Source organism: Halomonas sp. HAL1 (genome assembly GCF_030544485.1).
GTDB lineage: Bacteria > Pseudomonadota > Gammaproteobacteria > Pseudomonadales > Halomonadaceae > Vreelandella > Vreelandella arctica.
On record NZ_CP130610.1, the window covers coordinates 372692 to 397259 of the forward strand.

A 24568-nucleotide genomic window follows, 5' to 3' on the forward strand; every position below is an offset into this window, starting at 1 on the left:
TAAGGAAAATTGATATTGTGCAGTGAGATGTACTACCGCCTCCTTCTTAATTTTTACTATATATACGCAAAAATAATTTATCAGCTACTACATGTGCTCAAAAGGTTAAATAAACACAGTTTTTAATGCTATTTCCTAATTTAGCAACTATAGCTTCCGTACGCGTGATTAGCGTACATGCGGCAGTTCTTCCCATCGAGTGGTGTAGCTCGGAGTCCGGTGTTCAGAACGTAATGCCCAGGCATCGCCTGCCCGTGGCAACCCTAGCTGTATTGTCCCTTGTCCTAACTCTCGATTGAACTGGTCGACAGTGGCCATCAGCCGATGCTGAGTTTTGCTTCGGCTTCTATTTGCGATGTTTCCGTTAGTGTAAGTTAACAGTTGGCTTTGGGAGAAAGGTCGAGGAGCATGACGTCGGCTTTATGGTAGGCGTAACCCTTACAGCCACAGCTGTCGAAGTCCTTGTGTGGCATGAAACAACTCGCGGCTTTCCCTCGTCGGGCGTTCTGATGTCGCCACTGCTGCTGGGTAAGACCAAGGCTAACGATAGACGTGATTCATGGATAAACGGAACCTAATGGAGCATTGGCACCCCGTAGTTTTCGACATCAAGCTTGAGCTATTTAATTGATGAGTCTATTATATCGGTATTGATATAAATATTATGAAAATTGAGGAGTCAGCGTGGCGCGCAAGAAACCTGTTGCATTCGTCGGAGACTCTAAGGATAGGCTGCGCGACTTCCCTCTGGATGCCAAGAGAGAAGCGGGGTTTCAGATAGACAAAATTCAGTCTGGAGGTCAGTCAGACGATTTTCGTCCGATGCCAAGCGTTGGCTCTGGTGTGATGGAAATCCGTGTTCTAGAAAATAACGGTGCCTTTCGGGTTTTTTACGTGGCCAATCGAGGTGATGTGGTATTTATTCTCCACTGCTTCCAGAAGAAAACCCAAAAGACGTCCCAAAAAGACATCAATTTGGGCAAACAGCGATACAAAGAGCTGCCCTGAGTCCAGCTACTAAGTGAGGTGAGATAATGGCCATTGAGTATTACAACAGTGTGTGGGATGCCATTGAGGATACGCCTGAGGAAGCGTTGAATATGAGGCTCCGTTCCGAGCTCATGGCAAAAATTGCTGGCCGTGTGAGGGAGTGGAACATTACTCAGAAAGAAGCAGCCGACCGATTAGGAATTACTCAGCCGCGCCTCAATGATCTGCTGAACGGTCGCATTAACAAGTTCAGCCTTGATGCCTTGGTCAACCTGACAGGGCCGGCTCACTTCCATCTCGAACTAGAGATTGAAGACGAGAAAGAGGTTGCTGCCTGAGAGTGACCAGCTCAGCGCGCCGTGTTTGTGTATTAGCCATCAGTGGATCGCAATGCACCACGTGGCGTATTTTTATTGCGAGCTACTCAAGCAGAAGGTCATTGAGCCAAGGTTTACGGTCGCCTGTGGGCAATCATTCAGGCGATCGGGTTTGTTGGTCTATCACCCGCTGACTGAAGCGCCATCTGCAGTGGCTTGGAGCTGAAATCAATCTGGATCAGCTCGATAGCTTGGTGGAGGATATAGATATGTTGGCAGAGAACTTAGGTTTTGTACGAAAAGTTGGCTCGCAAGCAACGGTTGATGCACGCTACGCATACCATCGCCTTAAAGCTACTTGCCAGCTTTTCATAACGTGTGGCAATGCGGCGTAATTCTTTAAGCCAGCCAAAGCAGCGTTCTATCGCATTTCGTTGCCGATATTTGGGTTTATCGAACCGCCTGGGTAGCCCCGGCCGGGTTCTTCGGTGCATGTTGCGCTGAGCAATCACGGTTTTCATGCCGTACCTGTCGCAATAATGACGCAACTCATCGCTGTCGTATCCTTTATCAGCCACCATATAGCGACTACGTTTGCGAGGACGCCCGACGCTACTTGGTAAATGAATTCTCTCTAATGTCGAAACGAAGTGCCGAGAATCTGCCTCTTGACCAGAAGACAGCGTGAACGCCAGTGGCCAGCCATGGCGATCACAAACCAAATGAATTTTGGTTGTTAGACCGCCGCGGCTACGGCCGAGCGCGTGGTCTAACGGTTCTTTCGAGCCCCCTTTTTACCGCCTCCGGCGGCAGCGCGCGTGGCTCGCACGGAAGTAGCATCGATCATCCACGTATCCAGGTCCATAAGCCCATCTTCACGTAACTTGAGCTGCAAGCGAGAAAGAACCACTTCAAAGGTGCCGTCATCACGCCACTTGCGGAACCGGTCATACACCGTCGACCAAGGACCATATCGCTCGGGTAAATCACGCCATTTGGCGCCAGAGCACAACACCCAGAAGATACCATTGAGCATTTTTCGGTCATCCCGCCTGGGTCTGCCCATGGTTTGAGGAGGCGACACGTTATCTTCAATCTGTGCCCAGCCGTCGTCAGATATCTCGTAACGTCCGACCATTGCTTTCCCCTATGCTGCTTTTGCATAGGTAAATAAGCAGATAAGGCTTTTCGTACAAAACCTAGTCGGCGTAGGTCTCCAGTAAAGGTATCAAAGCGTCGAACTGGTTGGGGGACCCGGTCTGGGGAAACGCCACAACATGGAAACGGGAACCGATATCTATCGCTGCAGCATCAGGATGGACGATTGTAATTTGTCCCGTCGACGAGAGAAACGGGAGGATTGACGTGCCATGATGTATCTCCTCAGCAACCGTTCAGAACGGAAGGACCAGAGGAGGTGGCGTTGACGACATCTACCTTCCTAACCGGGATCACCTCAGACGGTGTCACCACTTTCAAGTCCAGAACGCCACCCAAGCCACGTTTTTTAACGGGGTCGACCTCCAAAAAGCCAACGGCTGCACCCCTCGTGCCCAGGCTGAGTATAGGCCGCCGTCGGTGTTCTGTACCTACAAGCGGGTGCCAACCCATAACGGTTTTTTAGGATGTCTTTTTCCCTCTCAATGTCACGGATGCGCTTTTCAAACTCGCGAATCTTGAACTGACCGGGTGTCATGGGCGTTGCTTTAGGGCTTAGGCCATCACGCTCTTGGCGGAACTGACGAACCCATTTATCCATGCTCGAATGCCCCACATTCATGGCTTCAGCTGCTTCACGAGCAGTGTAGTGTTGACCGGCAACCGTGAGGTCAGGCCCTGAAGCACGTCAAAAGTTAGCCAATGAATACTAAACCGCTTGATGGTCATCTTATGTGACGTCGCAACCTCGCTTGGACAGCTCGGTTCCGTGCAATCACTTCCAATCCCTCCGCGGGAGAGGGAAGATCAGCCGAGCCCCCTGAAACCCTTAAAGCCAAGTCACGGGTATTTAACGCCGTGGCGAACCCGACCTTCTCGCTCCGTGCATTTATGATGAATCCAATGAATCGAGTTATGCCTCCAGCGTCTCGAGGTTAGTTATGAACTGCGATTTTTGAGTAATCCAGGGTTTCGAATGGGCCTCATTGCCCGGCTCTGCGTCTTATCATCCTTGAAGTTAAAAAAGCATTTAATCACTTTTGTGCTTTTTATGTGGGCTCATAGCTATGATTGCTGGCGCTTTAGACAAAAGTATAATATTACATTGTGATATTTAGCTCTATGAAAAATAATATTGTATTCCTAGCGAGAATCATTTTTTTTGATCCGTTATAAATGGCCTGTATTCGATTTATATATTTGTTATTAAATGATTAATTTGTATATCCTATATGCTTTCCTTGCCTGGGTTCAGCTCGTCAGGATGTTAGTGAATACCATGAGATTAGCAGGAATGACGTCAAGAGATACCAGTTGGTTTGTTATCCATCTATCATATATTGATAAATGAGATTCTTTGAGATAAGTTGGGAACATGAGCTTCACCAGGGACATTGATTTTGCTCGGGTGCGCTAGAAGTGGCTTAGATGGCCGCAACAACAGATTAAGGGCGAGAGAAGATGGCGGATAAAGAGTGCAGGGCCAAGGAGCCCGTCATTCGTTTGGACTCCCACGACAATGTGGTGGTCGCTAGGGTGGCCATCGAAGCGGGCACCGAGATAGTTAGCGAAGGTATTACCTCACTGCAAGACGTGCCGGTGGGTCACAAAGTGGCAGCACGGTTGATCCGTGAAGGCGAGCCGGTGCTCAAATACAACACCGTGATTGGCTATGCCAGCGAGGATATACCGCCAGGTAGTTGGATGCACAGCCACAACATCGCCTTTGGCGAGACCGCGCGCGATTATCGCTATAGCGAAGACTACGTGCCTACCGAGTTGCTGCCACCCGAGCAGCGCGCCACTTTCCAAGGCTTCGTTCGAGAAGATGGCCGGGTCGCAACGCGCAACTACTTGGGTGTATTCATCGTTGGTAACTGTGGTGCCACTGTGGCGCGCAAAATTGCCAACCATTTCACCGATGAGCGTCTTACGGGGTTCCCTAATGTCGATGGTGTGGTGCCCTTTGTGCATGAGATGGGCTGTGGCATGGAAATGACAGGCGAGCCCATGGATCTACTGCGCCGTACCTTGGCCGGCTATATTCGGCACCCTAATACGGGAGGCGCCCTGTTGATCGCGTTAGGTTGCGAGCGCAACAACATCTGGGGATTCCTTGAGCAGGAGGGTTTGAACGAAAACGAAATGCTTAGGACCTTAGTGATTCAAGAGGTCGGCGGAGTCGGCAATGCTATCAAGCAGGGAGTCAGTCTGATCGAAAGCATGCTTCCAAAGGCAAATGAGGCGCGCCGAGAGCCTGTCCCTGCCGAACACCTGGTGATTGGCATGCAGTGTGGCGGCTCTGATGGCTTTTCGGGACTCTCCGCCAACCCAGCGTTGGGGGCAGCGGTGGATATCCTAGTGCGCCACGGCGGTACTGCGATTCTTTCCGAAACGTCCGAGATTTTCGGTGTTGAGCATACTTTGACCTCGCGTTCCGTCACGCCCGAGGTAGGTAGGAAGCTCGTCGAGCGCATCGAATGGTGGCTCGAGTACAACAAGGGGCGCGATACCCAAATTAACGGACGCGTCAGCCCCGGCAATAATGCTGGGGGGCTCGCAAATGTACTGGAGAAATCATTGGGTGGGGCCAAGAAAGGTGGTAATGCGCCATTGATGGAGGTGTACAAATACGCCGAGCCGGTCACGCAGCATGGCTTAGTCTTTATGGACACTCCGGGTTACGACCCAGTCTCGGCGACGGGGCAGATCGCCGGTGGAGCCAATTTGATCGCCTTTACCACTGGACGCGGTTCCTGCTTCGGCTCTTTCCCCGCCCCGACCTTCAAGCTGGCCAGTAACACGCCTATGTATCAGCGTATGGAAGGCGACATGGATATTAATTGCGGCGTTGTCATCGACGGTGATGCCACCATCCAGGAGATGGGGCAGCGCATTTTTGAGCGTCTACTGGCGCATGCTTCCGGTGAAAGAACCAAGAGTGAAGATAACGGCGTGGGCGAAGATGAGTTCGTACCCTGGCCAATTGGTGTGCTGGCTTGATAAAGCCTTTGACGAAAGGCAGTGCCTTGGGCCTGCCGAACGTAATCTGAAACTGCCATATGAGAGTACTCATGATAAATACAATGAAGAAGTGTGCCGCCATCGCGTTTGTGACTGCCGGACTGGGGGGCTTTTCGAGCACCGCCTTGGCTGCCGAGCTCGATTACCCTGTCGACAATTTGCGCCTGTTCGTGCCGGCATCGCCGGGTGGTGGAACCGATGCCTTGGCGCGCGAATATGCCCGTGAATTCGAAGCTCTCACAGGGACATCGGTTGCAGTGGTCAACCAGAGCGGCGGCGGCGGGGTTTCTGCCCTCCAGTCTGTAATTAATGCCAAGCCCGACGGAGGCACGCTGCTCTTCTACCACAGTGCCCTGCACGTGGCGAGCAATTCGGGCCGGTCACCTTATTCTTACGAAGACATGAAGCCCATAGCAACGCTAGGCGACCTTAATGAGGTCTATGTAGTACCGGGCGATGCACCTTATTCGACGCTTAACGAGATGCTGGAATACATAGAGAAGAACGATGAACGCCTAACCATGGGTGTGCAGATGGGGGCTGGTACGCAGCTCAAGGGGCAGGCTCTTGCCGAAGCCGCTGATGGCCAAATTCGCCTGGTTGATGCTGGCAGCGAAGGCCAGCGCGTGCCTATGCTGCTCGGCGGCCAGCTAGACATCAGTGTGTTTAGCATCGCCAACGGCCTGCAGTATGAAGAGAGTGGTGACATTCAGGTTCTGGCCGTGGTCAGCGACAAGGAAGACCCAGCTGCGCCACACTGGCCGACGACTGTCTCTCAGGGCCTCGATATTTCTCTGCCGCTTGTATTCACCATATATAGCCAGAAAGAGTTGAGTGACGAAATTGTGCAGTCCTTAGGTGAAATCAGCGCCATCATTATGGAGCGTGAATCCTTTCAGACAGGCATGGAACGAGTCGGCGTGGTGCCCGCCTTCCGCCCTTCAGATGAAGCCGAGGAGTTCGTCAGCCAGGAAGAGCATATGGTCAGCAAGTTGCTGGAAGAGTAAGCGTTACCTGGACGGCATTGTGAACACTATGCCGTTTTATCCTTCCTGAGCACAATCTACATAACCGTATCGGTGTAATTATGGCGATATATGAACGTGGTACTGGCATTGCCTTTATGCTGCTTGCAGTAGCGGTATTTGTGGTCGCCAGGCAGTATCCCTCCGGCATGATGGGGGATCCCGGTCCGCAATTGATGCCCATCACGATTGCAGTGCTGATGTTTCCACTGGGACTCGTGTTGGCGCTCAAGAAACCTGAACGGCAAGCTTCGAGCCAGGACGAGGAAGTCGGTGACGTTGGTGGTGGTGAAAAGCTTGACCTAGGACGCCTGGTACTGGTCGGTGTGCTGCTGCTCAGTATGGTGGGGTTCGTGTTAATGGTCGAGTACCTCGGTACGATTGTTGCCATCATGATTTATATCTGGATCGCTACACTGCTGCTAGGTGAGCGTTCTCTCAAAGCCGCTGCCCAATATCTAGTTTTTGCGCTAGCTACTGGCGCGGTTTTGTACGCGGTTCTCTATCAATTCTTCAGAATGTCACTGCCCTCGGGCATGTTTTTCTAAAGCGAGGGAGTGACTATGTTCGATATTTTCTTGATCAGCCTTACTGAGCTGATATCCCCCGTCAATCTCCTGTTAATCATGGGGGCATGTATTCTTGGCCTGGTGGTCGGTTCTCTGCCCGGCCTCAACGCGTCGATGGCGGTGGCCATCATGCTTCCGTTAACCTTCAGTTTGTCTCCCGGGGTTGGACTAGCAGTGATGATTGCCGTGTATATCGGCGGGCTTTCCGGCGGTATGGTTTCTGCCGTATTGCTCAATATGCCGGGGACGCCCTCGTCGATCGCCACCACCTTTGAAGGCTACCCGATGGCGCAGCGCGGCGAGGCCGTGAAGGCGTTAGGAACATGTGCGCTGGCGTCATTTGCCGGCGGTCTTTTTAGTCTGCTGTTGTTGGTCATGTTCGCGCCAATCATCTCACGCGTAGCGATCAAGCTGGGCCCGGCGGAGTATTTTTCGCTATCGCTAATGGCGCTGACGTTGGTGGTGGCGCTATCACGGGGTTCGATGATTAAGGGGATGCTAGCCGGTCTGCTGGGCTTGCTGATTGGTACGGTAGGCTTCGCTCCAGTGGACGGCACGGCACGCTTTACCTTCGGCTCGATCAGCATGATGTCTGGGCTTGGCATCATTCCGGTGATGATCGGCCTGTTCGCCATTTCCCAAGTGCTGCGTGATGCCTACGAAAGTAAGGAGTTGCCGAGCATAAATCTGGATATCAAGGGAGTTGGTGTGACTTTGCGCGAAGTGCGCAACAACATAGTGAATGTTATCCGCTCATCGCTGATCGGTGTGGGTATCGGGGTATTGCCGGGTATCGGTGGCACGGCTTCCAACATGATCGCCTACGGCGTGGCGCAGCAGTCCTCTAGGACTCCTGAAAAATTCGGCAAGGGAACCGTCGAGGGGCTGTGGGCCACCGAGTCAGCCAATAATGCCAGTATAGGCGGGGCCCTGCTGCCACTGATTACTCTGGGAATACCTGGCGACGGAGTCACTGCGATTCTGATCGGCGCCTTCATGATCCATGGGCTGCAGCCGGGGCCGCTGCTGTTTGTCAACAATCCGGGCGTCGTGAGTTCGGTCTATGCCGCCTTCATGCTGGCCGTGCTTTTCGTAGTGGTTTTTCAGCTACTGACATTAAAGATATTTCCGCGTGTGCTTAGAATACCCCAGCACTACATGCTGCCTGTTTTGGTAGTGCTGTCGGTTATTGGTGCCTATGCATCCGACTATCGCCTGTTCGATGTCTGGATCATGCTGGCAGTGGGTGTAACCACTGTGGCCATCGGCCTAGCCAAGCTTCCGCTAGGCCCTCTGGTGTTGGGTTTCGTGTTAGGGCCGATCGTCGAGACCAATCTGCGTCGCGCACTGATGCATTCCGACGGAGCAGTGGACATCTTTTTCACCCGGCCGATATCGGTCAGCTTCTTGGCCATCGCGGTGATCGTGGTGACCCTTTCGCTGTTCCCGAACCTGCTCAAGAGTCTGGTGCCCAAGCGCTTCAGGCGTACCAAGACTCACTGACATACTGAGCCAAGCAGCGTGGTTGTATTATGGGCGGCCACGCTTCCGTCCCCTGTCACATCATGCTACGGGTTGAGCGGGTATGGAGTTTCCATTCAATAGGAGTGACAGCATGTCTACGCAACAGAGCATTTCTTCTGATGAGATCAGTGGGGTCAAAGTATCGCTGATCTATCTGCCACTAGCGGCACCGATCAGTGATGCCAAAGTGCTCACCGGACGCCAGAAGCCACTAACCGAGATCGCCTTCGTCTTTGCTGAGATTCGCACAGAAGTCGGCTTCGAGGGGATCGGTTTCGGATATTCCAAGCGCGCAGGTGGTCCCGGCATGTACGCCCACGCCAAGGAGATCGCTGATAACCTGATCGGCGAGGACCCTAACGATATCTCCAAACTATGGGACAAGCTGTGCTGGGCCGGCGCTTCCATGGGGCGCAGCGGCTTGGCGACTCAGGCCATAGCGCCGTTCGATATCGCTCTGTGGGATCTCAAGGCCAAACGTGCCGGCCTGCCGTTAGCCAAGCTGCTCGGCGCCCATCGCGACTCGGTACAATGCTACAATACCTCGGGTGGCTACCTTTCCACCCCGCTGGAGCAGGTATTGGAGAACATTGAAAAATCGTTGGGCAATGGTATAGGGGGCATTAAGCTCAAGGTCGGCCAGCCCGACACCGCCACAGATCTCAAGCGAGTCCAAGCGGTGCGCGAGAAGCTTGGGGACGGCTTTCCGTTCATGGTAGATGCCAATCAGCAATGGGATCGCTCCACAGCGCAGCGCTTCGGAAAGGTGCTCGAGCAGTTCGATCTGACTTGGATCGAGGAGCCGCTGGATGCCTATGATCATGTTGGGCACGCCGCTTTGGCTGCGTCGCTAGATACGCCGATCGCTACTGGCGAAATGCTCACCAGCTTCGACGAGCACAGCCATTTGTTGACTACAAATGCTTGTGATTTCGTACAGCCCGACGCCCCGAGGGTGGGCGGCATAACGCCGTTTCTGAAAATTATGAGTTTGGCCGATTTTCATCGCATCAAGCTGGCACCACACTTTGCCATGGAAATTCATCTGCATCTTGCGGCGGCATTCCCTCAGGAGCCTTGGCTAGAGCACTTCGAATGGTTGGAGCCGATGTTCAACGAGCGTCTTGTACTACGTGAAGGGCGCATGCTGGTACCCAAACGGCCAGGTCTAGGTTTCAGCTTGAGCGATCAGGCGCTGGCATGGATGGTGGATTATCAGTCGTTTGGCAGCTTTGCCTGATATTACTATTTGTTATCCCCCTAAACAGAAGATCCCTGCTGTGATATCGGCGGGGATCTTCTGTTTAGGTAAGCCGCTCAGTCATTGGTTGGCAGCCGGTATAGAGAGCCCGGGATGTGGGTGCTTTCGTCATCAAGTACGGCGTCGAGGTTGGCTCCGGCCAAGTAAATGTGATCACCCACTCGTGCAATTGCGGTGATATGGCATTCGGGAGCAATCAGATAGTCCTGACTACCGGTTTCGATATGAGTCTGGCGAATATAGCGTGCGTGGTCGCCCGTGGTGAACAGCGTCTGGTTATGCAACATCAGACCGCATAAATCGCCAACGCTGGCGTCCTCCCTGACATGTGCTAGAGAGGCGCCGTCGGCAAGCTGCAGAAGCTCGACGCTGGCATCCTCACTATGGCTCACCGCTACCCTGCCTTGGTCGCAGACCATTAGGCGCGGCATATTTGCCAGCATGATAGGAGGTGTTTCGCATTCTGCCGCGACGATGCGCGGTGTATCGCCATCCAGTCCCAGATAGAGTCGTTCGCCATCGAAGGCCAGGGCGCTGATGGCTGACTCCTGCTCGCCTCGCGCGACTAGTGTTTGCGTTGTTGATATCCACTCGAACCATTCACGTCCCCGAGCCAGCATGATCTGTCCGTTGGCGGAGATGGCACCATGGCGAGGTGTGAAAGGGAGTTCTCTGGTTTCGACGAGCATTCCATCCGCCGTGAAGAAGTGCAGCGCCGGCGCCATGGCGTCCATGACTACTAGGTGCTTGCGATGCATGCCGATCGCCAGCGGCTTGAACAGGCCACCTTCGTGCAGGCAGCTGAGCTGTGAGGCAGGAGCATCATAGTGTTGGCTCGGAAGGCTCAGACGCTCTGCCAAGGCGTTGGAGATATGACCGAGCGCGATGGCGATCGTGCGTACACGATGAGGCGGCATGCGGTAGGTAGGAGCCGAGAGGCTGATAGCGCCTATCAGCTCACCTTGCCGACTCAGCAGTGGTTGTGCCACGCAGCGTACGCCTTCGATGATTTCCTCGTCATCAATGGCGTAGCCGCGAGCGCGAATCAATCGCAGCTCTTCTTCTAGGGCATCCTCGTTCTGCAATGTCCGAGGAGTCAGGGCCTGGAAGTGGATACGCTTCATGTGCTGTGAACTTTGCTCGGCAGGCAGGAACGCGAGTGCAACCTTGCCGATGCCTGAGGCGTGAAAGGGGCGCTTACTGCCGCTCGAGGCGCCTACTGTAACCTCATAGCCTAGGCTGTAACGACTGACAATGCGTACTGAATCCTTTTCGGCAATGCCCACAGTGACAGTTTCGCCGGTGCGTGCCGAAAGATTGATCAAGTCATTCTCTATGAGCATCAAAAAGCGATGACTAGAGCGCAGGCTGGTGGTGAGTTCGGCGAAACGTAGGCCCAACTCGTAGGCTTGGTCTCGATTGTCCAGTGACAGCATGCCGCGTCTCACCAGGGCGGCGAGAATGCGATAAGCGGTGGGCTTGGTGTAGCCCATCTCGATAGCGATGTCGTGTGCGGTAAGGCGCTTGTTAGAGTGCGCCACCAACTCGACGATATTGAGAGCCTTGTCGAGTAGTTGTGTGCCTCCGCCGCCGCCGTCGTTAATGGTGGCCTTTTGTGCCCGCTTGGAGGGCGCCTGGATGGCTTGGGTCATGATGAGTGCCTGTTGCGATGTTACCGTGCAGTACTTCATGATACACAGTCGGCACCGTCTCTGTCAGAGTCGATTGATGGTTTAGCGTCGCCCTAAGGCGAGTGTACGAATCAGGAACTCAGCAGGGTGTCCCAGTCGACCCTCTTTACAGGGTAGATCTTCACCTCTTCCCAAACGCCCTCTCGCATGTAGACCTCTTTTTCAAGATAGTCCTCAAGAGCTGCGCGGCTTTCAAAGTCGCAGAATACCGCAGAGCCACACATATGCCCCTCATCATCGAGAATGGCGCCACCGTCGACAATGCTTCCATCAAGCTTATGGGCCTTAATGCCCTGCATGTGCTCTTGGCGAGCCGCTAGGCGTTTTTCCAAGGTGTCTGCCGCTTTAGCATCCTGTGCAATGATCATGAAGTGCATTTTTATTTCCTTGTTTTAAATATATGGTAATGAGCGATACGCATGGTCAAGCCCGACGGTAGCGCGCCAGCACTTCGTGATCGGGAGTAACGCCCAGGCCAGGCCCCTCGGGAAGCAGGAACTGATTATTTTGGCGATGCCCCTCCACGTCGAATAGCCACGCCTTTGGCTCAACAAAGAGGTATTCGAGTTGGATAGCCTGGGGGAAGGCTGCCGCCAAGTGGAGGCTCGCGAAAAGGCCAGGCCCGAAATAGGGCGTATGGGGCATCAAGGCAACGTTAGCCTCTTCGGCTTTACGGGCGATGCTCAGCCATTCGCTGATACCACCCACCTTAGTCACGCTGGGCTGCACATAATCCACCGCCCCCCTCTCGATAGCCGCTGAGAACTGCATGGAGGTACACCAGTTTTCGCCGCAGGCCAAGGCCACACCGCCGCCCCTCACCTCGGCGAGCTTGGCATAGTCTTCCGGTGGGAAAATGGGCTCTTCCAGCCAGGCGATGGATAACTCTTTAAGTTCAGTAAGACGTGAATGAGTTTCCGCTTCGCTCCAACTACAGTTAACGTCCACAGCCATAGGCGTGCTGTCCCCCACGACTACTCGGCAGGCACGAATCTCTTCTAGCGTTATTTCATGTAACTTGAGATCAGTGAAACCACTGGCTAACGCTTTCTGGCATATTTCAGCAGCAAGCGGGCCATCCGCATAGCGAACCAGGCTTGCGTAAACTGGTATTTGCGAACGTGCTTGGTTACTAAAGAGTTGGTGCAAGGGAACTTGTTCGCGCCGAGCTTTAAGGTCCCATAGGGCAATATCGATACCGGAAATGGCGAATAGGGTAATCCCGTAGCGGCCAAATAGATGGAGTCGTTGCTGCAGGGCTTGATTGTAACTAACGATATCCTCGATTGTGGCTCCCACGATAAGAGGAGATATCAACCTGTCGAGAACGGCCTTAACAGCATCGGCGGTGAAGTAGCCAAAGGCCTCCCCCCAGCCGACATTGCCGGCCTCGTCTTCCAGGCGGATCAGAACTGTTTCCAAGCTGTTCCACGTCGTGGGCGTAATGCCAATGCCCTTACCGCCATCGAAAAAAGGGATGTCGACGATAAAGGTATCAAGTGAGCAGATCTTCATGGTGACCTCCTAATCATTTCAGTTGGCTCCCAGCGTAGCCACCGCCAACATAGTCGGGCCCCTCAGCCTCGGTCATGGCATCAAAATTGATGAATTTTGGGTCGATGAAATCCTCAGCATTGTCTTGAGGGCAGTACCCTAACGTCTGGGCAATTGTGTTTTTGAACATGGGGTCGGGGCTGCGTGAAATGCCGTAGACGATGGCATGCTCAAGTTGCTCATGGGTCATGCCGATGTTAATCAGTTGTGCGAGGTCACGGGCGCTGATCCAGAGGCGCCGACGGCGCGCGTCTATAACTCTCGGATCAGCATTGCCAATACGGATAGATAGAGTGGCGATACCGAAACGCTGAGCATACATGGCGCAAGCCGCTTCCCCAAAAGCCTTACTTAGACCGTAGTAGCTGTCGGGTGCGGGTGAAGCATCGTCGCCAGGGAGGGCGTCTGCTCGATATTGGCCTACCACATGGTGGCTGCTGGCGAAAATAAAGCGTCCTACCGCTGCATGTCTGGCGGCTTCGAGTAGTGCGAGAGTGGCACGGTAGTTAACATCCAAAGTGTCGTCAAAATCGAGCTCAGTCCCATGGACGCATGCCAAATGCAGGATGCCATCTACCCCCTGTACGGCTTGCTGGAGAATATCCGAATCGCGTAAGTCGCCAATGATGCCTTCTTCTTCGGAAGTGGTCACCTCGATAGGTTGGGTATCAAGCAGGCGAAGGCGGTAACGCTGGCGAAGAAGAGGACGGAGTATCTTGCCAACGCGTCCCCCTGCACCGGTGATCAGCAGTGTTTTCATAACGATCTTCTTTTCCATTGTTCAAAAGCGGGCCGGAAGTGCGCATTAGTTTATCTTTGTACTGGAGGCTCCAGTGCGTAACCACGGCCAGCGTAGTCGAAACCTTCTAGCTCATTCATTGGGCGTTCCTTGTCCGCTCGTGAAGCATAATAGGCGCGGATCTCTGTAATCAGTCCCGTGTCAGCATCAAATCGGTACCACTCATCGCCACGTAGGGCCTCGCCCAACTTGGTTTTCCAGTGCGTCCACTCAATAACCGCCTCAAGTCCGTCGCTACCCACCAGTACGTTTTCAATAGTCCAACTGGAGCCGAAGTTTTCTACACACCAGACCCATTTCTCTGCAATGGTGCGGGCGCTGCGCCACGGAATATCGGGCAAGCCGGGGGGGAAATAGTGCACGGCATCTTTAGTGAAACATTGCATCATTTTTTCGACATTGGCTTCATTACAGCCATCGAAGTATTTACGAATAATTGCTTCACGCTGTTTGGCTATATCACTCATTTCAGACTCCTTGCTGGCGGGTAAGTGACAGTTCATTCTGCTCTGCACGGTAGCGTTCATACTCGGCGAGAGTCTTGGCATTGGGTGGATAAGTGCCCCACAGCGGTGCACCGGCCTCGATTTTCTTGTGCAGATACTGTTCGCGCTGCTCCTGCTCGTAGGCATCCACGGCCAGGTCGTCGGCAATGCTGCGAGGAATGACCACTACACCGTTCCCGTCGGAGACCACCACATCCCCAGGATAAACAGCAACACCAGCGCAGCCGATTGGCACCTGCATGTCTATAGCACGCAGAAAGGCAGGCCGGGTTGTGGCCGTGTTTTCACGGCTGTAGGCGGGAAGGCCTATTTTGGCCACTTCTGTGCCATCGCGAAAGGCGCCATCCGTTACCGCACCGACGGCGCCACGCTTGAGCAAGCGGGTCAGCAGCATATCGCCAGCGGATGCTGCGCGCGGATCCTGACAGCTGTCGATTATTAGTACTTCACCCTCGCTGACACTCTCTATCGCTTCCCACTGCAGATTGTCCTCGCCTCGCTTGGCAAGATCACCCAGGTCCCAATCCTTATCTTCACGGGAGGGGATAAAACGCAGTGTAAACGCGATGCCTGCGAAGCTGGCAACATCGGGATTCATGGGCCTCAGGCCGACCAGGAATTGCTGTCGGTAGCCGCGCTTGAATAACTGAGTAGTAATAGTGGCGGTACTGCTCTTGACGAGTAGTTCAAGTGTGTCACTTGCCAAGGGTGAAAGATCGCTCATGCTCTGCCTCCTTTATTTATCATAATGTGATTTTTAACGAATAAAATAAGATTGTCAATGATTAGATTGAAAGTCGATCATGCTTCCATTAACCTTTTAAAAGTATCTTTTTAGATTAAATAATTAAATTTATTCAATGACTTATAGTATTTCCGCTTGGAAGGTTATCCTTTGGTCTAATCGTATTGCATAATGATACAGATTGGTTGATATTTATAATGTGATAACAAATCAAGCAGAGAGAGGCAGAAAACATGTGGAAGAAAGCGCTTACAACAGCCGTCATCGGATACATGGTGGGCGGATTGACGTCCGCCCATGCTATGCAACTGAATGTCAGTACCACCCAAACTGCGGATGACCCGCTGATAGCTGGGTTCGAGCTCTTCAAGCAAAACGTGGAGGATCGCACCAATGGAGATATCCAAGTACGTATCTTCCCTAGCTCCCAGCTGGGTGATACGCAGGATGTGATGGAGCAGGCGATGGCCGGCGCCAATACCGCAGCACTGACCGATGCAGCCTATCTCGCGGACTACGTTTCAGAAATTGGAGTACTTAACTCCCCTTACGTCTTCGACGGCTACGAAGAGGCCGCCCGCTTCGTAGAAACGGAACTTTTTAATGAATGGGAGAAAGCGATCGAAGAACAGGCAGGGATCGTCGTTTTGTCTTTTAACTGGTATCAAGGTGCTCGACACATTTTCAGCAAGGAAGAGATCCATGAACCATCAGACTTAGAGGGCATGCGGGTTCGAACTCCTCAAGCACCGATCTGGACGGAGTCCATGGCGGCATTGGGCGCCACGCCAACGCCCTTGGCGTGGGGGGAGGTGTATTCAGCCATGCAGACCGACGTTATCGATGGAGCTGGCGCTCAAATAATGGGGGGATATGGAACTCGGTTTCATGAGGTCTCACCGTACATTTCATTGACACGCCATATTGAATTGATTACAGCACTCGTCGTCGGTAGAGATTGGTTCTATAGCCTACCTGAAGAGTACCAAATAGCGCTAAAGGAAGAAGCTCGAAACGGAGGGCGACATGCATCAGAGGTACTCCTCCAACGTATCGAAGAAGTCAAGAGTGCCATTCCTGAAGAAACGGGCACTCAATTAATTGAGGTAGATGAAGAGGTCTTCAAGCAGTCGGTTTCAGATTACGGCTACTACGACAAGATGGAGCTACAAGAAGCTTATGACGCTGTTCAAGAAGCGCTCTCTTCTTCTCAGTAAATGAGTGGCATTGCCGAGTGGCGGGGGTGTGTCACCGTTGCTCGGCCTAAGTTATAGGGGCTATTAACATGACTGACTTCCTTACCAAGTGTGAGGGTGTAATCACAAAACTGTTGTTCAGCATACTGGTAGCAGTGGTGTTGGTGGGCTCTATCGCTCGCTACTCTGGTTATCCGGTTACCTGGTCGGTAGAACTATCACAATCAATTTTCGTCTGGCTGGGCATACTATCTGCAAATCAAGCCTTACGCCTTCATGCGCATGTAGTCGTGGACCTTTTTAGCGGACTTATCAACAAGGTGCCTCTTGTGGCGGTGTCAATAAACATTATGCACCGATTGCTTATGTTTTCATTCTTGCTTTTTATCGTTATTCACGGCTATCACCTAGTAATCGTTAGCGCGGGAAGAACGGTGTCATCTATCGGCTTTAGTTATGGATGGGTGGTCGCTGCTATTCCGGTGGGGTGTCTACTGTTATTGATAACAATGATGGTGCAATGCGCCACCGATATAAATGAATGGCGCAAGATCCGTAGATCGACAACCCAGGGGAAAGTGATATGACTTTAGTATTCCCAGTTTTTTTGATCTTGCTATTTACAGCAATGCCAGCAGCTTTCGCTATAGGCATTGCGAGCTTACTGTACTACCTGGTAGATAGCCCTATTCCTGTCAGCATTGCCGTTCAGAAACTGGCCACTGCGACACAGTCGTTCCCTTTGCTGGCAATCCCGCTCTTTATTCTTGCTGGCAATTTGATGAACCGAACCGGTATCACTCATCGTTTATTGGATTTTTCCAAAATGCTCACCGGCTGGATGGTCGGAGGGATGGCCCAAGTAAGCATCGTATTATCAACGCTGATGGGGGGCGTTTCGGGGTCGGCAGTCGCAGATGCTTCCATGCAGTCACGGATCCTCGGCGGCCACATGATTGAAAGCGGCTATAGCAAGGGATTTACTGCGGCAGTCATTGCGTATAGCGCCGTTATTACAGCTACCATACCGCCCAGTATTGGCCTGATTGTTTTTGGGTTTGTGGGAAATGTGTCTATCGGTAAATTGCTGCTGGCAGGTATCGTGCCTGGTCTCCTGTTAATGGTTATTTACATGTTCGTTACGTGGGGCATATCCAAGCGTAATAACTATCAACCGGAATTGGAGAGCCTTCCGACGCTTAAAGAGCTAGGGAACTCATTTGTTAGATCCATTTGGGCGCTTATGTTTCCCGTTCTTCTTCTTGTTGGGATTCGGTTTGGCGTCTTTACGCCCACTGAAGCTGGGGCATTCGTTGTTCTTTACTCCTTAATAGTCGGTATTTTTATTCATAAAGAGCTTAATTGGAAAGCCGCTATGGAGGCGCTCCAAGACTCAGTGACTGATGTTGGTGTGGTGACTCTCATCGTCATGACTTCGGCTATGTTGGGGCATGTATTTGTGCTTGATCAAGTACCTCAGACTATTTCCCAACTGATATTAGGCCTCTCGGACAACACCTTGATTGTGTTCTTGTTGATGATGCTGTTCATGATCGTGGTCGGCATGCTGATGGAGGCAACGGTGAATGTGTTGTTACTGACACCAATTTTACTTCCGCTGGCAACAGGCATCGGCCTTGATCCTGTTCACTTTGGGGTGATTTTCGTGACGATGGTCTCTTTGGGGGGGAATACACCACCAGTCGGTGTGTGTATGTACACTGTGTGTGGGCTTTTGAAGGTGAGTACCTGGGATTACTTCGTTGCCTCGATTCCTTTCATATTAAGCTTTTTGGCCCTGATGGTGGTCTTGTTATTGGTTCCGGATTTGGTCATGTACCTACCCAACCAGTTCTCGGGCTTCTGAGCCGTTCATGGACGTAATAAATTAAGAGCGGAGAGAGTCGATGAATCTTTCTTACACAACACTCAACCCTTTGCAGAGCGACGAACTACCAGCGACTCGCAACCTGCTTGAGGGACAGATTCAGGGTGCTACGGTACTCCACCATATGCTTCCGCCTGCCGGGGAACGAGTATTGTCTGAGCGACAAGACAGATTGAGCATTCTGTTCTTGCTGGAAGGGGATCTATCTTGCAAGCAGGCTGATCAGGAGCATGTCCTTTCTGAGCGGGGCGCGCTCGTGCCGTTGCCGGGAACCGATATTCCCTTGGCGTCCATTGATGGGGCTAGTCTTCTTGAAATTGTGCTAGAGCTAACGCAGGGGGAGTGGAATGCTTTACAGCAGGATGCCGACAGCTTTCCTTATTTACAGCTCTACCGCACTAGTGCTCGCTATCGTGATGCCTCAAAGAGTGAGAAAACCACTAGTCGCAAGGTTATCCCCCCAGGTGTAGTGCCACGTTTCTGCATGGGTTCAGTGGAAGCGAGTGGGCCAGACCAGGTTGCATCTCATGCCCACCCCATACTGGATCAGCTATTCCTGGTTTTTCCAGAAAGCCAGATCACCCTACAAATAAATGGAGAGCCACATACGGTCCTAGGTAATTCCCTAGTGCACATCCCTTTGGGATCTGAACATGGCGTCGTCGTAGAGTCTGGGCATCATCTGCATTATTTATGGTTGGACTTTTTTTTTAATCAAGACGACATGTCATTTATTACCCAAAGCCACCAGGAACTCGATCATTAAACACAATTAATTCAACCACCTACTAAAGATGGTGTACTAACTCAGGAGAATATCTGTTATGACGATGATGGGCAAATTACTTATTGGACAGAGTGACGTTAGCGGCAGTGCTAAGCCCATTAACGCTATCAATCCCGCCACTGGTGAAACGCTGGAACCCACCTATGCTGGCGGCAGCAAGGCGGAGGTAGAAAGCGCCTGCGAATTTGCCGAGGCGGCCTTTACTACTTATCACGAAACAACCCTCGAAGATCGTGCTGTGTTTCTTGAGACCATCGCCAGCGAAATCGAAGGTATTGGCAATCAATTGATTGAGCGTGCCATGGCCGAGACCGGCCTGCCCCAGGCACGCCTGGAGGGCGAACGTGGTCGCACTTGCGGTCAGCTGCGCCTGTTCGCCTCGGTGGTACGGGCCGGTGAGTGGCTTGATATGCGTATCGACTCGGCAATGCCGGATCGCCAGCCAATGCCGCGCGCTGATCTGCGTCAGCGCCATATTGGCCTAGGACCGGTAGCCGTGTTTGGCGCTAGCAATTTCCCACTGGCCTTCAGCGTGGCCGGTGGTGATACCGCCTCGGCTTTGGCTGCTGGTTGCCCGGTCATCGTCAAAGGCCACTCTGCCCACCCCGGCACCTCAGAGCTGGTCGGCCGCGCGGTCCAGCGTGCAGTGAAGGCGTGCAATCTGCCGGAAGGCACCTTCTCGCTACTGTTTGGATCGGGCAGGGAGATAGGCCAGGCACTGGTCTCCGATGCGCGCATCCAAGCAGTAGGCTTTACCGGCTCAAGGGGTGGCGGCACCGCTTTAATGAAGACCGCTCAGGCGCGCCCACAGCCAATCCCGGTCTATGCCGAGATGAGTTCGATTAACCCGGTGTTTCTAATGCCTGAGGCGCTCAAGGCGCGGGGCCAGCAACTCGCCGAGGACTTTGTCACTTCGCTCACTATGGGCGCAGGGCAGTTTTGCACCAATCCTGGCCTGGTAATAGCGGTTAAGGGCACCGAGCTTGACGACTTTGTCGAGGCTGCTGGCAAAGCGGTGAAAGGAAGCGCTGCCCAGACCATGCTCACTCCCAGCATCCATAAAGCCTACGAGCAGGGCGTCGGCCGGCTCACAAATAGCTCGAGGGTCAAGGAAGTGGCGCGCGGCCAAGCCGGTGAGTCGGCTCATCCGTGCCAGGCCATGCTATTCGTCACCTCGGCCTCCGATTTTCTCAGTGATCCCGAGCTGCAGGATGAAGTCTTCGGCTCAAGCTCGCTGGTGATCGAATGTAGTGACCAGGAAGAGGTGAAGCAGGTCGCTAGACAGCTCGAAGGCCAGCTTACTATCACGTTGCATATAGATGACGGTGATATCGAAACAGCCAAGGCCCTGCTGCCGATACTCGAGCGCAAAGCCGGACGGATACTGGCCAATGGCTGGCCAACCGGCGTAGAGGTATGCCATGCCATGGTTCATGGTGGGCCGTACCCGGCGACCTCTGATTCCCGCTCTACCTCAGTAGGCAGCGCGGCAATCTACCGCTTTCTGCGCCCAGTATGCTACCAAGCGCTTCCTGAAAGGCTGCTGCCCGAAGTGCTTAAAGACGGCAATCCACTGGGCGTCTCACGGCTGGTGGATGGCAAGCGCGAGCTGTAGTAACACCTTCGGGTCACGTAAAGCCTTTTTAGCGGCCTACCGGCCGCTTTTTTTATTAGCTGTTATCGAGATCGTAGCGCGTATTTTCTGAAACACAATTGGGCCTACCAGCTTTGCCGCAATCTGTAACTGAATAGCCCCGGGTTTCGTAGACACCCCTAGGCCATATACTAAGGCATCTAGGAGGGCCCATAAGCCATCCCCGTTACACTGAAGAATTCAAAATCGAAGCCGTCAAACAGTCGGGTAGTGCCTTCTTTGGGGTCCCGTCCATAACGTTGGAATGTCTTTGTTATCGATCACATGTACGTCAGGAGGGCTGGCTATTGCTATTAAAGCTTCAGTTAAATAAAACAGCCCCGCAGCGGCGGGGCAGAAGCGCATAGCATTAGTTAAACACTAGCGGGCGAATAGCCTTTCTACTAAGCATGCATCAGCCATTCATGGTCGGGATCGTTGTGGAATTTCCACACTCTATTAGGGCCCGCCATCACATTTAAGTAGTAGAGCGAGTAACCATGAGAGGCCCCGACAGGGTGGTAGCCCTTGGGAACCAACACACAGCAGCCGTTCTCCACCGCCATGGTTTCATCAAGGGTTCGGTCGTCGGTATAGACGCGTTGAAAGGCAAACCCCTGTTCAGGGTTGATGCGGTGGTAGTAGGTCTCTTCAAGGAGTGACTCGTTAGGTAAGTTATCCTCATCATGTTTGTGGGGCGGGTAGCTAGACCAGTTACCCGCAGGGGTAAACACTTCCACGACCAGCAGACTATCGGCGGGCTCAGTTTCAGGCAAAATATCATGAACATGGCGAACATTAGTTCCTTGGCCACGGGTACTCTGTTTGACGTTGTCTGGAGCGATCAGTCTTGGGGAATGATTACCCTGCCCAGGAGCGGCGCACACCGCTAGCTCTAAGTCCGTTGTCGCTTCTACCGAGTAACTAACATGGTCAGGCAGATAAACCGCATAGGGGGGAATCTGCTCAAAGATATCCATGCGTTTGCCGATATCATCGAAATGATGCTCGCCGCAGCTCACATTGGCGCGACCAGTCAGCAGCACCAGGCATACTTCCTGATCATCGCTGCTGGCCTCCAGGCGCTGACCCTTGGCGAGTTTATGCACCCGAAAGCCGACATGCTGCCAGCCAGCCGATTCAGGGGTAACGTCAATGACGGTGCCTTGGGTATCTGGGGCGGTGGGGCGTACCAGTAGGGATGACATAGTTCCTCCAATTTCAACTGCGTGTAGGCAGTAGGGATATGTAAAATATTAAGCGGTTTTTAAACGACGACGTTGGCGATATTGATCGATGACCACGGCTGCAATGATGATGGCGCCCTTGACGATGTCCTGGTAGTAAGCATCGACTCCCAGGAAGGTGAAACCGCTTAGCATTACCCCAAGAATCAGTGCACCTATCACAGTGCCAGCAATACGCCCGACACCACCCGCTAGGCTGGTGCCGCCGATGACAGCGGCTGCAATGGCATCAAGCTCGTACATCAAACCCATACCCGCCTGACCGGTGCCCGCGCGAGCCGATGCAACCACACCGGCCAGACCTGCCAGCAGGCCTGCAATGGCATAAACCATGATGAGGTGGCGACGCACATTAATGCCGGAGACACGGGCTGCCTGGGGGTTGGCACCGATGGCATAAGTATATTTGCCGTAGCGGGTGTACTTCAGCGCGATGTGGAAGAGCACTGCTACCGCCAGGAAAATAATCACCGGATTGGCGCCTGAACCGATCCAGGTGAACTGATCAGTCAACATGCTGACTGGCTGGCCATCGGTATAGGCGCGTGCCACGCCACGAGCGCTGACCATCATGCCTAGGGTGGCAATGAAGGGCGGGATCATGGCGAAAGCGATCAGGGCGCCATTGATCAACCCCGCCAATGCGCCGATCAACAGCCCGGCCAATAACGGCAATACCCAAGGAAGGTCGGTGAGTGCCGGGTAGACAGCGCGCAGGTAGTCTGATTGCTGAGCAAAACTAGCGGTGACCATGGCCGTCAACGCAAGTACCGACCCGGACGAAAGGTCTATACCGCCAGTGATGATGACCTGGGTAACCCCGATAGCGATAATGCCGATGATCGACATCTGTAAGATCATGATCAGCAGGCGTTGTGGATTCATCAGGAAAGAGTCGCCACGCACGATCCAGCCGAGCAGCTCGAAGAGTAGTGCAATGCCGACCAGCACCAGGAGAATGCTCACCTCGGTGGGAATCTTTTTCTTGCGCTTCTTGACCACCTCCAGGTGATCAGTGTGTTCCATTGTATTGTTCATTGTTTTCTACCTCATTGGTACCCGTTGCCGGGAAGGTAATTAGGCTTCGACGACCGGTGGTGTCACCGGTGATGAGGCGAGTTGCATGATGTTGACCTGGTTGGCCTCGCTGCGGTCGAGGAAGCCCGTCACTCTGCCTTGGTGCATCACCATGATGCGGTCGCTCATGCCTAACACTTCTGGCAATTCGGAAGAAATCATGATCACTGCCACGCCTTGCTTGACTAGCTCAGTGATCAACTTGTGGATTTCGGCTTTTGCCCCCACATCTACCCCGCGGGTGGGTTCGTCAAGGATCAGGATGCGTGGCTTGGTCATCAGCCAGCGGCCGATCAGTACTTTTTGCTGGTTACCGCCGGAGAGGTTACTGATACGTTCTTCCATGGAAGGTGTTTTGACACTCAAGCGTTCCTTCATCGAGTCGCACTCTTGGTCGAGTCGGCTCTGCTCAACGAACGTGCCGCGGGTATAGCCGTCTCGCAATACGGCCATTTCCATGTTCTCTTCGACCGAAAGGCCAAGAAACAAGCCTGTCTCCTTACGATCTTCAGTGAGTAACGCCAAGCCGCGCAGCATGGCCTGGTGCGGTGAGCTGATGACTTCCTTTTTGCCGTCGATGGCAATGCTGCCGGAGGAGGGCGGCGTCACGCCGAACAGCGTCTCGGCGATATTGGTGCGGCCAGAACCTACCAAGCCCGCCAGGCCGAGTATCTCGCCGGCGCGCACCTCAAAGCTGACATCCTGGAAGACACCATCCAAACAGAGGCTGTCGACCGACAGCACCACCTCGCCGATGGGAACCTCTTCCTTAGGGAACATCTGGGTTACCTCGCGACCCACCATGAGCTTGATAATCTCGTTGGAGGTCATGTCGCGGGCGGCGGCGGAGTGGATGAATTGGCCATCGCGGAAGACCGAAATATCATCAGCGATCTCGAATACCTCATCCATCTTGTGGGTGATGTAGATGATGCCTTTGCCCTGTGCGCGCAGGTCATTGATGATTCGGAATAGCTGTTCCACCTCGCGGTCAGCCAGCGACGAGGTAGGCTCATCCATGATGAGTACGTCAGACTCATAGGAGACCGCCTTGGCAATCTCGATCATCTGACGACCTGCCACCGTGAGGTGGCGCACTTGGGTTTCTGGATCCATATCAATGCCCAGACGCTCAAACAGTGTCTCGGTCATCTTGTTCATCTTGTCGTGATTGACCATGCCGAACGCGTTGAGCGGTTCACGACGAATCCAGATGTTTTCGGCGATGCTCATATAAGGCATCAGGTTGAGTTCCTGATGGATCATGGCAATGCCGGCTTCCAGTGCGTCCAGAGGGCCGTGCAATTGCAGTGGCTTGCCTTTCAGGCGAATTTCGCCCTGATCGGGAATGTAAACGCCAGCGATGATCTTCATCAGTGTCGACTTGCCCGCGCCATTTTCGCCCATCAGGGCATGTACGGTGCCTGGACGTATCTTGAGCTGGACATTGTCCAGTGCCACCACGCCTGGAAAGGTCTTGCGGACATCGGCCACCTCGAGAATGAACTCGGCGGCTTCGGGAGTCAGGTTTTCTGCGGTCATTGACGCCATGCTGGTTTCTCCTGAAACATTAAGAC

At 53.2% G+C, this 24568-nt stretch carries 23 protein-coding genes; 12 read left to right on the top strand and 11 right to left on the bottom strand.

Annotated features, from left to right (window positions below; genetic code table 11):
• Positions 1–168: 168 nt before the first annotated feature.
• The gene (locus Q3Y66_RS01785; RefSeq protein ID WP_082116821.1) at positions 169–318 is read right to left on the bottom strand and encodes a DUF4113 domain-containing protein; all 150 of its coding nucleotides are present in this window, start codon (positions 316–318) and stop codon (positions 169–171) included.
• 366 nt (positions 319–684) lie between these two features.
• Between Q3Y66_RS01785 and Q3Y66_RS01790 the strand changes: the two genes are divergently transcribed.
• Together Q3Y66_RS01790 and Q3Y66_RS01795 are read left to right on the top strand one after the other, a co-directional pair.
• Positions 685–1008 carry a type II toxin-antitoxin system RelE/ParE family toxin gene (locus Q3Y66_RS01790; RefSeq protein ID WP_008958884.1) on the top strand — a complete coding sequence of 108 codons (324 nt, stop codon included), beginning with the start codon at positions 685–687 and terminating at the stop codon, positions 1006–1008.
• A gap of 26 nt (positions 1009–1034) precedes the next feature.
• A complete protein-coding gene (locus Q3Y66_RS01795) occupies positions 1035–1328 on the top strand; it encodes a helix-turn-helix domain-containing protein (RefSeq protein WP_008958885.1) in 294 nt (97 codons plus the stop codon).
• Positions 1329–1591: 263 nt separating this feature from the next.
• Here Q3Y66_RS01795 and Q3Y66_RS01800 read toward each other — a convergent pair.
• Positions 1592–2445, bottom strand: a protein-coding gene (locus Q3Y66_RS01800; protein ID WP_085942807.1) for an IS5 family transposase whose coding sequence is annotated in 2 segments (ribosomal slippage) — positions 1592–2103 and positions 2103–2445 — 855 coding nt in all. Because the reading frame shifts where the segments join, the coding sequence is not laid out codon by codon here.
• Positions 2446–3926: 1481 nt separating this feature from the next.
• On the opposite strand from Q3Y66_RS01800, the gene Q3Y66_RS01805 reads away from it, so the two are divergent.
• The 5 genes from Q3Y66_RS01805 (at position 3927) to Q3Y66_RS01825 (ending at position 9847) form a co-directional block, all read left to right on the top strand.
• Positions 3927–5468, top strand: a complete 1542-nt coding sequence (locus Q3Y66_RS01805) for a UxaA family hydrolase (RefSeq protein ID WP_008958889.1) — start codon at positions 3927–3929, stop codon at positions 5466–5468.
• Between the two features lie 71 nt (positions 5469–5539).
• The gene (locus tag Q3Y66_RS01810) at positions 5540–6496 is read left to right on the top strand and encodes a tripartite tricarboxylate transporter substrate binding protein (protein ID WP_008958890.1); all 957 of its coding nucleotides are present in this window, start codon (positions 5540–5542) and stop codon (positions 6494–6496) included.
• A gap of 80 nt (positions 6497–6576) precedes the next feature.
• The gene (locus Q3Y66_RS01815) at positions 6577–7062 is read left to right on the top strand and encodes a tripartite tricarboxylate transporter TctB family protein (protein WP_008958891.1); all 486 of its coding nucleotides are present in this window, start codon (positions 6577–6579) and stop codon (positions 7060–7062) included.
• Between the two features lie 15 nt (positions 7063–7077).
• Positions 7078–8586, top strand: a complete 1509-nt coding sequence (locus Q3Y66_RS01820; RefSeq protein WP_008958892.1) for a tripartite tricarboxylate transporter permease — start codon at positions 7078–7080, stop codon at positions 8584–8586.
• 112 nt (positions 8587–8698) lie between these two features.
• The gene (locus Q3Y66_RS01825) at positions 8699–9847 is read left to right on the top strand and encodes a mandelate racemase/muconate lactonizing enzyme family protein (RefSeq protein WP_008958893.1); all 1149 of its coding nucleotides are present in this window, start codon (positions 8699–8701) and stop codon (positions 9845–9847) included.
• Between the two features lie 77 nt (positions 9848–9924).
• Here the strand turns inward: Q3Y66_RS01825 and Q3Y66_RS01830 are convergent, their stop codons facing one another.
• From Q3Y66_RS01830 to Q3Y66_RS01855, 6 genes are all read right to left on the bottom strand, one after another.
• Positions 9925–11520, bottom strand: a complete 1596-nt coding sequence (locus Q3Y66_RS01830; protein WP_008958894.1) for an IclR family transcriptional regulator — start codon at positions 11518–11520, stop codon at positions 9925–9927.
• Positions 11521–11630: 110 nt separating this feature from the next.
• A complete protein-coding gene (locus tag Q3Y66_RS01835) occupies positions 11631–11936 on the bottom strand; it encodes a YciI family protein (protein ID WP_008958895.1) in 306 nt (101 codons plus the stop codon).
• Positions 11937–11982: 46 nt separating this feature from the next.
• Entirely contained in the window at positions 11983–13074 is a 1092-nt protein-coding gene (locus Q3Y66_RS01840) for a mandelate racemase/muconate lactonizing enzyme family protein (protein ID WP_008958896.1), read from the bottom strand.
• A gap of 13 nt (positions 13075–13087) precedes the next feature.
• The gene (locus Q3Y66_RS01845) at positions 13088–13873 is read right to left on the bottom strand and encodes an NAD(P)-dependent oxidoreductase (RefSeq protein WP_008958897.1); all 786 of its coding nucleotides are present in this window, start codon (positions 13871–13873) and stop codon (positions 13088–13090) included.
• Between the two features lie 50 nt (positions 13874–13923).
• Complete coding sequence (locus tag Q3Y66_RS01850; RefSeq protein WP_008958898.1) at positions 13924–14379, bottom strand: nuclear transport factor 2 family protein; 456 nt, start codon at positions 14377–14379, stop codon at positions 13924–13926.
• Position 14380: 1 nt separating this feature from the next.
• Positions 14381–15142: a demethylmenaquinone methyltransferase gene (locus Q3Y66_RS01855; RefSeq protein WP_008958899.1), complete on the bottom strand. Its 762-nt coding sequence runs from the start codon at positions 15140–15142 to the stop codon at positions 14381–14383.
• Between the two features lie 254 nt (positions 15143–15396).
• Between Q3Y66_RS01855 and Q3Y66_RS01860 the strand changes: the two genes are divergently transcribed.
• From Q3Y66_RS01860 to Q3Y66_RS01880, 5 genes are all read left to right on the top strand, one after another.
• Positions 15397–16380, top strand: a complete 984-nt coding sequence (locus Q3Y66_RS01860; protein WP_008958900.1) for a TRAP transporter substrate-binding protein — start codon at positions 15397–15399, stop codon at positions 16378–16380.
• Between the two features lie 68 nt (positions 16381–16448).
• Entirely contained in the window at positions 16449–16946 is a 498-nt protein-coding gene (locus tag Q3Y66_RS01865; RefSeq protein WP_008958901.1) for a TRAP transporter small permease, read from the top strand.
• Entirely contained in the window at positions 16943–18226 is a 1284-nt protein-coding gene (locus Q3Y66_RS01870) for a TRAP transporter large permease (RefSeq protein WP_008958902.1), read from the top strand. The genes Q3Y66_RS01865 and Q3Y66_RS01870 overlap by 4 nt, the downstream gene beginning before the upstream one ends.
• Before the next feature lie 40 nt (positions 18227–18266).
• Complete coding sequence (locus Q3Y66_RS01875; RefSeq protein ID WP_008958903.1) at positions 18267–19013, top strand: cupin domain-containing protein; 747 nt, start codon at positions 18267–18269, stop codon at positions 19011–19013.
• 58 nt (positions 19014–19071) lie between these two features.
• Positions 19072–20649: an aldehyde dehydrogenase (NADP(+)) gene (locus Q3Y66_RS01880; RefSeq protein WP_008958904.1), complete on the top strand. Its 1578-nt coding sequence runs from the start codon at positions 19072–19074 to the stop codon at positions 20647–20649.
• A 422-nt stretch (positions 20650–21071) separates the two neighbouring features.
• Here Q3Y66_RS01880 and iolB read toward each other — a convergent pair whose 3' ends face one another.
• From iolB to Q3Y66_RS01895, 3 genes are read right to left on the bottom strand one after another with little or no spacing between them, the layout of a single operon-like run.
• Entirely contained in the window at positions 21072–21875 is an 804-nt protein-coding gene (iolB, locus tag Q3Y66_RS01885) for a 5-deoxy-glucuronate isomerase (RefSeq protein ID WP_008958905.1), read from the bottom strand.
• Positions 21876–21923: 48 nt separating this feature from the next.
• Entirely contained in the window at positions 21924–22940 is a 1017-nt protein-coding gene (locus Q3Y66_RS01890; protein ID WP_008958906.1) for an ABC transporter permease, read from the bottom strand.
• A 51-nt stretch (positions 22941–22991) separates the two neighbouring features.
• On the bottom strand, positions 22992–24542 hold the full coding sequence (locus tag Q3Y66_RS01895; RefSeq protein ID WP_008958907.1) for a sugar ABC transporter ATP-binding protein: 1551 nt from the start codon (positions 24540–24542) through the stop codon (positions 22992–22994).
• Positions 24543–24568 lie beyond the last annotated feature (26 nt).

Excerpts from the sequence above, each read along its gene's own strand:
- Q3Y66_RS01785 (WP_082116821.1), bottom strand. The coding sequence starts at position 318 with ATGGCCACTGTCGACCAGTTCAATCGAGAGTTAGGACAAGGGACAATA.
- Q3Y66_RS01795 (WP_008958885.1), top strand. The coding sequence starts at position 1,035 with ATGGCCATTGAGTATTACAACAGTGTGTGGGATGCCATTGAGGATACG.
- Q3Y66_RS01805 (WP_008958889.1), top strand. The coding sequence starts at position 3,927 with ATGGCGGATAAAGAGTGCAGGGCCAAGGAGCCCGTCATTCGTTTGGAC.
- Q3Y66_RS01810 (WP_008958890.1), top strand. The coding sequence starts at position 5,540 with ATGATAAATACAATGAAGAAGTGTGCCGCCATCGCGTTTGTGACTGCC.
- Q3Y66_RS01815 (WP_008958891.1), top strand. The coding sequence starts at position 6,577 with ATGGCGATATATGAACGTGGTACTGGCATTGCCTTTATGCTGCTTGCA.
- Q3Y66_RS01820 (WP_008958892.1), top strand. The coding sequence starts at position 7,078 with ATGTTCGATATTTTCTTGATCAGCCTTACTGAGCTGATATCCCCCGTC.
- Q3Y66_RS01825 (WP_008958893.1), top strand. The coding sequence starts at position 8,699 with ATGTCTACGCAACAGAGCATTTCTTCTGATGAGATCAGTGGGGTCAAA.
- Q3Y66_RS01830 (WP_008958894.1), bottom strand. The coding sequence starts at position 11,520 with ATGACCCAAGCCATCCAGGCGCCCTCCAAGCGGGCACAAAAGGCCACC.
- Q3Y66_RS01835 (WP_008958895.1), bottom strand. The coding sequence starts at position 11,936 with ATGCACTTCATGATCATTGCACAGGATGCTAAAGCGGCAGACACCTTG.
- Q3Y66_RS01840 (WP_008958896.1), bottom strand. The coding sequence starts at position 13,074 with ATGAAGATCTGCTCACTTGATACCTTTATCGTCGACATCCCTTTTTTC.
- Q3Y66_RS01845 (WP_008958897.1), bottom strand. The coding sequence starts at position 13,873 with ATGAAAACACTGCTGATCACCGGTGCAGGGGGACGCGTTGGCAAGATA.
- Q3Y66_RS01850 (WP_008958898.1), bottom strand. The coding sequence starts at position 14,379 with ATGAGTGATATAGCCAAACAGCGTGAAGCAATTATTCGTAAATACTTC.
- Q3Y66_RS01855 (WP_008958899.1), bottom strand. The coding sequence starts at position 15,142 with ATGAGCGATCTTTCACCCTTGGCAAGTGACACACTTGAACTACTCGTC.
- Q3Y66_RS01860 (WP_008958900.1), top strand. The coding sequence starts at position 15,397 with ATGTGGAAGAAAGCGCTTACAACAGCCGTCATCGGATACATGGTGGGC.
- Q3Y66_RS01865 (WP_008958901.1), top strand. The coding sequence starts at position 16,449 with ATGACTGACTTCCTTACCAAGTGTGAGGGTGTAATCACAAAACTGTTG.
- Q3Y66_RS01870 (WP_008958902.1), top strand. The coding sequence starts at position 16,943 with ATGACTTTAGTATTCCCAGTTTTTTTGATCTTGCTATTTACAGCAATG.
- Q3Y66_RS01875 (WP_008958903.1), top strand. The coding sequence starts at position 18,267 with ATGAATCTTTCTTACACAACACTCAACCCTTTGCAGAGCGACGAACTA.
- Q3Y66_RS01880 (WP_008958904.1), top strand. The coding sequence starts at position 19,072 with ATGACGATGATGGGCAAATTACTTATTGGACAGAGTGACGTTAGCGGC.
- iolB (WP_008958905.1), bottom strand. The coding sequence starts at position 21,875 with ATGTCATCCCTACTGGTACGCCCCACCGCCCCAGATACCCAAGGCACC.
- Q3Y66_RS01890 (WP_008958906.1), bottom strand. The coding sequence starts at position 22,940 with ATGGAACACACTGATCACCTGGAGGTGGTCAAGAAGCGCAAGAAAAAG.
- Q3Y66_RS01895 (WP_008958907.1), bottom strand. The coding sequence starts at position 24,542 with ATGGCGTCAATGACCGCAGAAAACCTGACTCCCGAAGCCGCCGAGTTC.